The organism is Paenibacillus zeirhizosphaerae, from assembly GCF_030705605.1.
Taxonomy (GTDB): Bacteria; Bacillota; Bacilli; order Paenibacillales; family Paenibacillaceae; genus Paenibacillus; species Paenibacillus zeirhizosphaerae.
Map to the genome: position 1 here is coordinate 267,908 of NZ_JAPCKK010000001.1, position 11,951 is coordinate 279,858.

The following is an 11,951-nucleotide window of genomic DNA, read 5'->3' on the forward strand; positions in this document are numbered from 1 at the left end:
TTTGCGGAGAAGTTCGGCACAATATTGCAGGGGGCATGAATACGATCATGCGGGTCCGACAAGATTATGAGGCATAATGGAGGAATAACATAATATGCGTTTACGCGGCAGAAAAGGAATTCGCGAAAGTTTGGAAGAGCAGCAGGATCTGGTTATTCTGCAGCCAGCACAATATAAAGGGCAATGGGCCCGCCTTTTTGGCAACGATCGCCCGATCCATGTTGAATTTGGCATGGGAAAGGGGCAGTTTATCAGCCAGATGAGCTTTCGTAACCCGGAAATGAATTATATCGGGTTTGATATGTACGACGAGCTTGTGCGCAGGGCAAGCGAGAAGGCACGTGCGGCCTGGAACGGTGCAGAGGTGGATTCGCCGCCTAACATCAAGCTTGCTTTGGCGAATATTGAACGCATTGAAGAAGTATTCGAGCCGGGTGAAATTGAGCGGATCTATTTGAATTTTTCAGATCCGTGGCCCAAGAAGAAGCATGCCCGCCGCCGTCTGACGCATCCGCGTTTTCTGCAGGTCTATTCCACGCTGCTGAACAGTCGGGGGGAGATCCATTTTAAGACGGATTCGGAGACGTTATTCGAGTTTTCGCTGAATGCGATCGCGGACAGTGGTATGCAGATGACGAACATCTCCTTGAATTTGCACCGGGATGGCATCAATGAAGAGCATGTCATGACAGAGTATGAGCAGAAATTTATGGGAAAAGGCATGAATATTCATCGTGTTGAGGTTCTGGTAGGGAAAGAAGCGCTCGAGGAATACAACAAGCACAGACTGGAAAAGTACGGCTCACGCAGCGACGAACTGCAATAATTTTTATAATCCCTGAATACAGGACAAGGTGCTCTCCTAGGAGAGCACCTTGTTGCGTTGTTCAAGCATTTCCAGAATGCTTTGAGCGCTTTGCATTGGATAATAGCGGGCAATGTTTTCTATATGCTTCTGGCGCTTGTGTACGATTTCGGGATAGTCATGAAGAAGCCGATTCATCCATTTGACAACCACGTCTGGGGTCGTAATCGTCTCCCCGTATCCCTGTGCGTTAAAGTATTGGCTATTCTCTTCTTCCTGTCCGGGCAGAGGATTGTGGAACAGCATCGGTATTCCCTTGGCCAGACCTTCGGAGCAGGTCATTCCGCCAGGCTTGGTGACAAGCAGGTCGGATACCTCCATCAGTTTATCGACTTCACGAGTAAAGCCGAGCACATGAATATGAGGATGGTCGAAACGGTCGTCCCGCAGCATCTTCTGCCTGATTTTTTCGTTATTGCCGAGGCAAAAAATAATTTGGACTTGCTCTTTCCAGCGAAGCAGAAAGTCATGAAGCATTTCGTCGTTCATTAACCCCCAGCCTCCGCCCATCACAAGTACGGTGGGCATATCCTTTAGTCCGAATTTGCCCCGGATTTCATCATGGCCGGGATGCTCCCAGAAATCAGGGTGTACAGGAATGCCGGTCACCTGAATTTTGGTGATGGGAACACCTCTTAAGCGAAGCTTCCGCTGAACCTCCTCAGTAGATACAAAATACCGGTCCACTTCCGGGCTGATCCACGTGCCGTGCGCGTCGTAGTCCGTAATGACGGTACATAACGGTACATGTGCGCCAAGACGCTTCAGCCGGGAAATGACAGCGCTGGGAATCGGATGCGTACACACGACCAGATCCGGACGCAATTGCCTCAGTATGCTGCGGGTCTGCGTATAGAACAGTCGGTGCAAGGCAAGGGTCGTCAGTCTGCTTAATGATTTTTTGTATTGATGACGGTAGACCATGCCGACAAGCCGCGGCTGTGAAGTGACGGTTTTTTTATAAGCAGTAATAATCAGCGGAGCCATACGCGGGTTCAAGAAGCTGCCAAGCTCAAGCACCCTTGTCTGCACATTCGGCGACAGCTTGCGCAGGCTGCTTGATAGCGCATAGGCAGCCTGCGTGTGACCCGCCCCGAAACCTTCCGATAATAATAATACGCGTTTTTTGGCCACTTTCGGTTCACCTGTCCCTGCTGATTTGTTCCTCGAATTTAAACTTATCGGCTTTAAGGCCATAATGCAACTGTTCCTGCCGCGGCAGCAGAGCCTACAAGAGCGCCCGCCAGCACGTCGGACGGATAGTGAAGCCCAAGATAGATGCGGGACGTTCCGACAATAAATGCGATCGGCAGCAGAATAACCGTCAAAATCGGCGCTTCGGCCATAAAAGGAACCGTCACCGAGAATATGGCGGTTGTATGCCCTGATGGAAACGAATGGTCCGTCAGCGGATTACGGAACGTATTTGTGTCGGGCAGCGTGATATAGGGTCTTACCCGCGGATACAGTTTTTTAGCTATGGCAACCGGAATATGGCTGACCGCCAAGGCAATTAAGGCTTTAGCCCCAGTTTCTGCCCAAGGCGATGGCGCAAGCAGCCAGATCAGGAGTGTAGCAGCGATGGTAATGGTAGCTCCACCGAGATGAGTCAGGTAGTAGAGCCAGAAATTAAAAAAGCGATTATGAAGGCGTCCATTGATCCATTTGAACAGCCGGTGCTCCAAAGTAAGTAGTTTGATGACTAGGCGATCCATATGACTCCTCCGGCGCCGCTATTTCAGCGGCATTTTATTTATGCATTTTATAATCTCAAGAAAAACTTCTGCTGAACGCAGCCTGTCTTCTTTGAACGTATGTCAACAGACGTTTTTCTTTATTATAGCGGATAATTTGTAGTTTTTCGTTAAAACCATCATATTTTTAAATGCATCACATTTCAAGAATCAGGGGAAACGCGACTTTTTGCTTTTTGACTTCTGGCCTTCTGATTGATTACAATAACCAGACTGGCGGGTTTTTGATTCAATCGGTAAGAAATAACTTATATACACATTAGGCTGAAGTGAAAACATTTCTTTCTCCATGTCCTTCATAAAGTAGGACAGATGAGCCTTTTCAGCAAAACAGGATGGGCTTAAGGGGGGGCGAAAGAAATAAAAAGCAAGCAAATGGATGAAAATAAGAACTAACCGCCATGAATGAAAGCTTGAAGTGCGGCAATCCTCATATTCGGGGATTCCGAGTGCTTTTTCTGGAGCATCCCGCATTTTTAAGCTTTTGACAAAAGAGTGAAAACCAAGGAAAATCGAACATGGCAATCTGATGGAAGGTCCAGCTTCACCCTGCATCGAAACCACCGGACAAAAAAGGGGTCTACAAAAAAAGGCAAGTAGCCGTTAGATGCTGCTGCCGGGTCAAGTTACAAACTAAAAAGAGACAGAATCGAAAAAGAAACAAGCTATCAAAGGGATATTATTAAGGGGGTAACAGAGACCATGCTGGACGCTATTTTTGTGACAGTGCAGGTCATACTTGCGCTGATTGCAGTCTACCAATTCGCATTCTCTTTGTTCGGTCTGTACCGCAGGAAGAAAAAAGAACAAGCTCTGCCTGTCAAATCGTTTGCTGTGCTTGTCGCGGCGCATAATGAAGAGCAGGTCGTCGGTGCGCTCATGGAAAATCTGAAGCATTTGAACTATCCGAAAGAACTGTACGACGTGTTTGTCATTTGTGATAACTGCACGGATAAAACGGCGGATATTGTACGCAGCCACGGGATGAACGCCTGTGTGCGGACCAATCCGAATCTGCGCGGCAAAGGTTATGCGATTGAGTGGATGCTGAAGGAACTCTGGAAAATGCCTCGCCAGTATGATGCAATTGTCATGTTTGACGCCGACAATCTGGCGCATCCTGACTTTCTGCAGGAAATGAACAATGATCTTTGCTCAGGTGCTCGTGTAATTCAGGGATATATAGACACCAAAAATCCTGAGGATTCATGGATTACTGCGGCATATGGCATTTCTTACTGGTACATTAACCGCTTGTGGCAGCTTTCACGCCACAATCTCAATATGGCAAACTTCCTTGGCGGAACAGGCATGTGTTTCGAAACGAATCTGCTCAAGGAAATGGGCTGGGGCGCTACGAGCCTGGTGGAAGATCTTGAATTCACCATGCGCTGCACGCAGCGTAATGTGTATCCAAAGTTCAATTACGATGCCAAAGTATATGACGAGAAGCCGCTCACGTTCGCTGCTTCCTCCAGACAGCGCCTGCGCTGGATGCAGGGGCACTTTACGGTGGCACGCCGTTATTTCTTCCCGCTCATCTGGCAGAGCATCAAGCAGGGGAGCCTGATTAAATTCGATATGGCTCTATATGCGATGAACGTGTACACTACATTGCTCACGTTTCTGATGACGGCTGCCATGTGGGTGGATACTGTAGTGTTCAACGGACCGAATATCACTAGCTTATACAATTATTTACCGCTGTGGATCGGTGTGGCCGCTATTGGTCTGAACATTGCCACATTCATGACGGCGATGGCTCTGGAAAAGGTGACCTACAAAAAAGTATATCTGTATTTGGTCCTTTTCCCGATCTATCTGATTTCATGGTTCCCGATTACGTTCTATGCGTTCTTCACACAGAATAACAAGCAATGGAGCCATACAGAGCATACGCGCGTGGTCCGCTTGGAAGAGGTTCAAAGCAAGCAGGGATAGCAATGGGGCGGTCTATGACCGCCTTGTTTAAAATTATTTAAGATTATAGTTGTTTAGGGTTGACTCGATTGTTCTCGATATGCTATGATATCTGAGTGTGCTAATTGAAAAATGTGGATTACAAGTAGAAGGTCCGACTTCTCACCTGTCCAGCGGCGGCTGGCTGGTCTCAATCCGATGATTTATGAATGAGTATTTTTCATGATGAATTGTGATTTAGACAGGGATGTCGGCTGATCAGCCAACATCCCTTTTTATTTTGTTTCAAACCAAGCTTAACCCAATAGGTCCTGGAGGTGGAGTGTTATTAGTAAGGAACATATGATCAATGATGAGATTCGAGTGCGCGAAGTTCGTCTGGTAGGACCTGAAGGGGAACAAATTGGCATCAAGCCGACCCGCGAGGCCTTGCAAATGGCGATAGACCTTAACTTAGATCTGGTGAATGTGGCTCCTCAGGCTAAACCGCCGGTATGCCGCATTATGGACTACGGAAAATTCCGTTACGAACAGCAGAAGAAAGAGAAGGAAGCCCGCAAAAATCAAAAAATCGTTGACGTTAAAGAAGTATGGTTCCGTTCCAACATTGAGGAGCATGATTATCAAACCAAGTTCCGCAATGTGGTGAAGTTCCTGAAGGAAGGGGACAAGGTGAAATGCTCTGTCCGTTTCCGCGGACGTGAGATCACCCATGCCAACGTGGGCCAGAAAATTCTGGAACGCGTGAAATTGGAAGTGGCCGACCTGTGTACCGTTGAGCGCCAGCCTAAGCTCGAAGGGCGCGCCATGATCATGATTTTGGCTCCAAAGCTTAAAGACAATTGAGGAGGAAGTAACAAATGCCTAAAATGAAAACTCACAGCAGCCTGAAAGGCCGCTTTAAAATTACTGGTACAGGCAAAGTAATGCGTTACAAAGCGTACAAAAATCACTTGCTGTCCCATAAATCCAAGCGTGCTAAACGTGTCCTTGGAACAAACCCTGAGATGGCTCCAGGGGATGTAAGACGTTTGAAACAGGGTTTGTCCAACCTGAAGTAATTATGAACATCATCATGCAATAAGCATAAACATTTTTTGGGAGGTCTTTTGATATGGCAAGAGTAAAGGGCGGATTTGTAGTTCGTCGTCGTCATAAAAAAGTATTGAAGCTTGCTAGAGGTTATTTCGGTTCCAAACACCGCATTTTTAAAACAGCTAAAGAACAAGTTATGAAATCGCTTGTGTACGCCTACCGTGACCGTCGTCAGACAAAACGTAACTTCCGCAGATTGTGGATCGTGCGTATCAATGCTGCAGCACGTCAAAATGGAATGTCCTACAGCAAAATGATGCACGGCCTGAAACTGGCTGGTGTTGACATGAACCGTAAAATGCTGGCTGATCTGGCTGTTAACGATATCACCGCATTTAATTCTCTGGCTTCCGTAGCCAAAGAGAAAATCAACGCTTAAGCAGCAGGAATTAACAAAATATAGACCGTCGAACTATCGGCGGTCTATTTTTATGGGAATCAGAAAGTATAAACTTCGAAGAACAGGCTTTTTGATTTCACAGGAAGAACTTTCGCTAAGCGCGGTCTGTCTTCTTTTTCTTATGTAGCAAGGTTACATAATTGAACTTCGCGTAAATTGTGTGAAAAATGGGCAGGCTATAATATATAGCGATGGCCCTCGCAAGCAGAGAAAAGACGAATGAATATAACATAAAGTGACACATCGTTTGGAATTTGAACAAAATGGAACGATTTCATTGAAATTTTGTAAAAAAAATTGACCAAAGGTTATCATATCGCTGGATTTTGGGCGGTCTTGATTGTATAATCTCTAAAGTAAGTGTCCTTATCCATGATTCTCGACAGTTGTAGATATAGTCTTCAGGATGCGGGAATAGGCCAAAGGAACCAACCATAAGGGGGAACAGATTTAGAATGAAGAAACTTTATAGCATGTCTTTGGTCTTGCTGCTGGCCATCTCGGTAATTTTGGCCGGATGTGGCAACAAAAATCAGAGCGCTAATACCGGAAGTGGCACTGAGAACGCCGGTAGTGGAGAAGCTGCCAAATCCGACGTTAAAATCGGTATGGTTACAGACGTTGGCGGTGTAAACGATAAATCCTTTAACCAATCCGCTTGGGAAGCGCTGGAAGCTATTCAAACGGAAACGGGAGCAGAAGTTAAATACTTACAGAGTAAATCCGACCAGGACTACGATCCGAACCTAAATCAGTTCATTAAAGGCGGCTACGACCTGACATGGGGCATCGGCTTCAATCTTGCGAATGCTATCACCAAGGCAGCTAAAGATAACCCGGACAGCAACCTGGCTATCATTGACAGTGTTGTAGATGCTCCAAACGTAAAATCCGTTACCTTTGCGGAAAATGAAGGCTCCTTCCTTGTAGGTGTCGTTGCAGGAAAAATGACGAAAACCAACAAAGTCGGTTTTGTAGGCGGACAAGACAGCCCGTTGATCAAACGTTTTGAAATTGGTTTTGCGGCGGGTGTTAAAGCGGTAAACCCTGATGCTCAAGTGGTTGTAAACTACACTGGTGCTTTCGATAAGCCTGACCTGGGTAAAGCGGCGGCTGCAACCATCTACAATGATGGCGCAGATATTATCTTCCACGCAGCAGGCGGCACCGGAACAGGTGTCTTCAATGAAGCCAAGTCCCGTGTGAAATCCGGACAGCAAGTATGGGTAATCGGTGTGGATAAAGATCAATCTCTTGAATTCGGCGATGATGTTACACTGACTTCTATGGTGAAACGTGTAGATGAAGCGGTTAAGAAAGTATCTCAGGAAGTTGTGGACGGTACATTCGCTCCAGGTACAGAAACGCTGAGCTTGAAGGATAACGGTGTAGGTCTGCCTGAAACGAACAAAAACGTTCCTCAAGACGTTCTGGACCAAGTCGAAGAGTATAAACAAAAAATCATCAGCGGCGAAGTTACGGTTCCTGCTGAGTAATCAAGTCTGCAACAATCCTATATTTAGATGACAAGGCTGGTTCAAAAGACCGGCCTTGTTCTTACGTTCGGAGCAATTGCTCCCTAATCATTACCAATAAACACATTAAGGGTGATCTCATGGATGCAGCGACTCCCATCGTTGAGTTAAAGCAAATCACGAAGCGCTTCCCCGGCATCGTCGCCAACGACTCCATCAGCTTGAAGCTGCACAAGGGAGAGATTCATGCTCTGCTTGGCGAAAACGGAGCGGGTAAATCAACACTTATGAATATCCTGTTTGGTCTATATCAGCCTGAAGAGGGAACGATTGAAGTAGACGGAAAGACGGTCGCGATCGATAGTCCCAATAAAGCCATTGAGCTGGGCATCGGCATGGTGCATCAGCATTTCAAACTTGTACAGCCTTTTACCGTAACCGAGAATATTGTACTTGGCTCTGAGCCGCGCAAAGGGGTCAAGCTTGATTATAAGACAGCTTCGGCTGAAGTTAAACGCCTGTCGGAACAATATGGTCTGCAGGTAAACCCGGATGCCAAAATACAAGACATCTCGGTGGGCATGCAGCAGCGGGTAGAAATTATTAAAACATTATACCGTGGTGCGGATATCCTCATTTTTGACGAACCGACGGCAGTTCTGACTCCCCAGGAAATCAACGAATTGATGGATATTATGAAAAGGCTCGTTGCCGAAGGCAAATCCATCATTCTGATCACACATAAGTTGAAAGAGATTATGCACATTTCGGATACGGTCACTATCATCCGCAGGGGCAAAGTGATAGACACCGTCAAGACATCGGAAACGACGCCAAGTGAGTTGGCGGAGAAGATGGTGGGCCGCAGTGTATCCTTTAAGGTGGACAAGGCTCCAGCACGGCCGGGAAAGGTTGTTCTGGATGTAAAAGATCTCACTTCCAAAAGCAAAGACGGAATTTCCGTACTGGATGGCCTGAGCCTGCAGGTTAAGGCTGGAGAAATTCTTGGCATCGCCGGAGTGGACGGGAATGGGCAGAGCGAGCTGATCGAAGCTCTGACCGGACTTAGAAAAGTAGATGGCGGTGCAGTGTCTTTGCTGGGGCAAAATATAACGAATCTGACTCCGCGAAAAATATCGGAGGCGGGGGTTTCCCATATTCCTGAGGACCGGCACAAGCATGGGCTTGTACTGGATTTTTCCATGAGTGAGAATATGGTTTTGGAAACCTATTATCAATCTCCATACAATAAAAACGGGTTTCTGAATTATGAGGCTATTCATGAGCAGGCTAAAAACCTCATCGAACGCTTCGATGTACGGACGCCAAGCATTCAAACGAAAGCCCGTTCTTTGTCGGGGGGGAACCAGCAGAAAGCGATCATTGCACGTGAGATTGATAAAAATCCGGATCTGCTGATTGCTGCGCAGCCGACTCGTGGTTTGGATGTCGGAGCGATTGAGTTTGTACAGCAGCAGTTGATTGCGCAGCGTGATCAGGGCAAAGCGGTACTTCTTATTTCGTTTGAGCTGGATGAAATTATGAACGTTTCAGACCGCATTGCCGTTATCTACGAAGGTCAGATTGTCGGCGAAGTACTGCCGGAACAGACAAATGATCAAGAATTGGGCTTGATGATGGCAGGCAGTACGGTGAAGAAAGGAGCACAGCATGGCTAATTTTCTGAAGTTGTTTACAAGAGACTCCTTCATTCTCGCTATTGTTGCTATTATTATAGGCCTCGTGCTGGGTGCGCTCGTGATGCTGATCGGAGGTTATGATCCGATTGCGGCATACGGAGCCTTGTTTGAGCGTGTTTACGGGGACGCATATAACTTTGGCGAAGCCATTCGGGAAATGACACCTTTGATTCTTACAGGTTTGGCCTTTGCCTTTGCTGCGAGAGCTGGCCTGTTCAACATCGGTGGTGAGGGGCAGTTTTTGATCGGGATGACGGCCGCCTCTGTGGTTGCTATACAGCTTAAAGGTCTGCCTGCGATTATTCATGCACCGCTGGCTGTCATTGCCGGAGCTTTGTTTGGCGGGCTGTGGGCTGCCTTAGCCGGCTACCTCAAGGCTAAGCGCGGAGTCAACGAAGTCATTACCTGTATCATGCTGAACTGGATCGGGTTGTACACTGCGAACCTGGTGATTAACCGGTTCATGCTTCTTGAGGGACAGAACCGTTCGGTTGATATTCAGCCTACAGCATCGGTTTCGATAGACTGGCTGTCCCAAATGATGGGCAACGCGCGTGTGCATTGGGGAACGCTGATTGCCTTGGCCGCAGCGGTATTTTTCTATATCTTCCTGTGGAAAACCAAGCAGGGTTATGAGCTGCGTTCGGTAGGCTTTAATCAGGATGCTTCAAGATACGCGGGTATGAATGTTGACCGGAATATTGTCAAAGCCATGTTTATCAGCGGAACGTTCGCCGGGTTGGCCGGCGCGTTCGAAGTGCTGGGTGTGTTCCATTATCAATCGGTGATGGCCAGTTCGCCAGGGACGGGCTTTGACGGAATAGCGGTGGCACTGATCGGCATGAATAACCCATTCGGAGTCTTGCTGGGTGCGATCCTGTTCGGAACGCTTACTTATGGTTCAGCAGGTATGAGCTTCGCAGCGGATGTGCCGCCTGAAATAACGCGTATTGTGATCGGGTCGATCATTTTCTTTATAGCGGCTCAGGGAATTGTGCGCTGGATATTGAAGCCGTTCTATTCCAAACGCAAGAAAGAGAAGGTGTTGTAAATGGACTTCATAACACTTGGCCAAATCATCAATACGACCCTCGTTTTTGCGACAGCACTTATTTTTGCATCGCTGGGCGGGATTTTTTCGGAGCGGTCTGGTGTCACGAATCTTGGGATTGAAGGTTTGATGATTTTTGGAGCCTTTGCCGCTGCGGTTGGCGGATTCTATGCTGAGAATGCCGGCATGGGAGCAACAGCCGCAGCATGGGTCGGCGTACTTAGTGCAATCGTGTTTGGTGTGATTGTCTCGCTGATCCATGCGGTTGCGTCCATCACCTTCAAGGCGGACCAGGTCATTAGCGGTATCGTCATTAACTTTTTGGCTGCAGGCAGCACGCTTTACCTGGTTAAGCTGCTTTTCGACGGCTCGGGTGAATCGGAGTTGATTCAGGGTTTTGCCAAGCTGAATATTCCAGGACTTACGGATATTCCGTTTATCGGCAACGTGCTTTTTAATGCATATCCAACAACCTATCTGGCCATTATCCTTGTCATTGTCGGGTGGTACACACTTTACAAGACACCGTTTGGTCTCCGGCTACGCGCGGTCGGCGAGCATCCAAGCGCAGCAGACACGGTTGGTGTCAAAGTTAATCGTTTGCGTTATATTGGTGTCATGATCAGCGGAGCTCTTGCTGGCCTTGGCGGTGCGACCATTACACTGACAACGACAGGTACTTTCTCGCATAATACGATTTCGGGTCAAGGATATATTGCGATCGCAGCCATGATTTTCGGGAAATGGAATCCGGTCGGTGCCTTTTGGGCGGCTATGTTTTTCGGATTTTCCCAAGCGATCCGCAACTATGTGCAGCTGTTTGCCTGGTCGCAAAGTATTCCCCAGGAAATTATTTTCATGCTGCCGTACCTACTTACCATCATCGTGCTCGTAGGTGCTGTGGGACGTTCGAGCGCTCCGGCTGCCTTAGGACAGCCGTATGATCCTGGCAAACGTTAACTTATGATGGATCATCCAGAAAAGGATTTTTTTGTATTATCAGGCCAACCAGAGATTTCTGGTTGGCCCATTTTATTTGTTGTCTGTGCTCCTTCTGCAGTCTGTGGTCCCTCTGCATCATAAGTGAAGCACAATGGGTTTAAGTATGGATATGCACGTAGCAGCGGAGAGGACGAAGCAATTCCGGAAAAGCGGCTGTGTTCTCCTTTTGCCCAGAGGGTCAACAAGATTAGAGGAATGATTCGTTCTCGGTGCGTCTCGCAACATACGCTGGAGCTTAATAGGGAGACAGCCTTTTACTCATTTCATAGCAGTGGTTCCGTGTGTCATGCCGTATGACGGAATAACCCTGCCTCTGGTAAAATTGTATTCCGCGCACATTTCCTTCATCTACCAACAGTCTGGAGGAAGTACATCTCTTACTGCTGCCTAAGTTTTCGGCATGGAGCAGGAGTGATTTTCCGACACCCTTGCCCTGAGCCTTTGAGGCGACAGCCAGCATGTCAATGATCAGTGTGTGGGGATACAGGAGCAGATGAATAAAACCGTTAAGCTTCGACGGATTCGTTTCATAAGAAATATAAGTCATTCCTTGGCTCAGGCGACGAGGAAGTTCTTTGCGGATTTTCTGTATAAGCGAGGGCGACATGTGAGATAATGGAACTAGCTCTTTATCGATTAACTGCCTGATCTGTTTATCGTCGACGTCCTTCATGCGGAGGCGGATCATT

Annotated in this window: 13 protein-coding genes; 9 read left to right on the forward strand and 4 right to left on the reverse strand. The window is 47.4% G+C overall.

The genetic code is table 11. From position 1 onward, the window contains the following. The first annotated feature begins 94 nt into the window (after positions 1-94). Positions 95-826 carry a tRNA (guanosine(46)-N7)-methyltransferase TrmB gene (trmB, locus tag OIN60_RS01250; protein WP_305753047.1) on the forward strand — a complete coding sequence of 244 codons (732 nt, stop codon included), beginning with the start codon at positions 95-97 and terminating at the stop codon, positions 824-826. A 36-nt stretch (positions 827-862) separates the two neighbouring features. Here trmB and OIN60_RS01255 read toward each other — a convergent pair whose 3' ends face one another. From OIN60_RS01255 to OIN60_RS01265, 3 genes are all read right to left on the reverse strand, one after another. After that, complete coding sequence (locus OIN60_RS01255; RefSeq protein WP_305753048.1) at positions 863-1,999, reverse strand: MGDG synthase family glycosyltransferase; 1,137 nt, start codon at positions 1,997-1,999, stop codon at positions 863-865. Between the two features lie 53 nt (positions 2,000-2,052). Beyond that, the gene (locus OIN60_RS01260; protein WP_305753049.1) at positions 2,053-2,580 is read right to left on the reverse strand and encodes a phosphatase PAP2 family protein; all 528 of its coding nucleotides are present in this window, start codon (positions 2,578-2,580) and stop codon (positions 2,053-2,055) included. A gap of 189 nt (positions 2,581-2,769) precedes the next feature. After that, positions 2,770-3,174: a hypothetical protein gene (locus OIN60_RS01265; RefSeq protein ID WP_305753050.1), complete on the reverse strand. Its 405-nt coding sequence runs from the start codon at positions 3,172-3,174 to the stop codon at positions 2,770-2,772. A 147-nt stretch (positions 3,175-3,321) separates the two neighbouring features. On the opposite strand from OIN60_RS01265, the gene OIN60_RS01270 reads away from it, so the two are divergent. The 8 genes from OIN60_RS01270 to OIN60_RS01305 all read left to right on the forward strand — a co-directional run bounded on the left by OIN60_RS01270 (position 3,322) and on the right by OIN60_RS01305 (position 11,220). Then, a complete protein-coding gene (locus tag OIN60_RS01270) occupies positions 3,322-4,560 on the forward strand; it encodes a glycosyltransferase family 2 protein (RefSeq protein WP_305753051.1) in 1,239 nt (412 codons plus the stop codon). A 321-nt stretch (positions 4,561-4,881) separates the two neighbouring features. Beyond that, entirely contained in the window at positions 4,882-5,385 is a 504-nt protein-coding gene (gene infC, locus OIN60_RS01275) for a translation initiation factor IF-3 (protein WP_305753052.1), read from the forward strand. Between the two features lie 14 nt (positions 5,386-5,399). After that, positions 5,400-5,600, forward strand: coding sequence for a 50S ribosomal protein L35 (gene rpmI / locus OIN60_RS01280; protein ID WP_305753053.1), 201 nt, complete (start codon positions 5,400-5,402; stop codon positions 5,598-5,600). 53 nt (positions 5,601-5,653) lie between these two features. After that, positions 5,654-6,013, forward strand: coding sequence for a 50S ribosomal protein L20 (gene rplT / locus OIN60_RS01285; RefSeq protein ID WP_305753054.1), 360 nt, complete (start codon positions 5,654-5,656; stop codon positions 6,011-6,013). A 476-nt stretch (positions 6,014-6,489) separates the two neighbouring features. Further along, entirely contained in the window at positions 6,490-7,530 is a 1,041-nt protein-coding gene (locus OIN60_RS01290) for a BMP family lipoprotein (protein WP_305753055.1), read from the forward strand. 119 nt (positions 7,531-7,649) lie between these two features. Beyond that, positions 7,650-9,188, forward strand: coding sequence for an ABC transporter ATP-binding protein (locus OIN60_RS01295; protein ID WP_305753056.1), 1,539 nt, complete (start codon positions 7,650-7,652; stop codon positions 9,186-9,188). Continuing rightward, positions 9,181-10,260 (forward strand): ABC transporter permease, encoded by a 1,080-nt coding sequence (locus tag OIN60_RS01300; protein WP_305753057.1) that lies wholly within the window; start codon positions 9,181-9,183, stop codon positions 10,258-10,260. The genes OIN60_RS01295 and OIN60_RS01300 overlap by 8 nt, the downstream gene beginning before the upstream one ends. Continuing rightward, on the forward strand, positions 10,261-11,220 hold the full coding sequence (locus tag OIN60_RS01305; RefSeq protein ID WP_305753058.1) for an ABC transporter permease: 960 nt from the start codon (positions 10,261-10,263) through the stop codon (positions 11,218-11,220). Between the two features lie 277 nt (positions 11,221-11,497). On the opposite strand, the gene OIN60_RS01310 is transcribed toward OIN60_RS01305, so the two are convergent. Next, positions 11,498-11,950, reverse strand: a complete 453-nt coding sequence (locus OIN60_RS01310; RefSeq protein WP_305753059.1) for a GNAT family N-acetyltransferase — start codon at positions 11,948-11,950, stop codon at positions 11,498-11,500. Position 11,951: the final 1 nt, after the last annotated feature.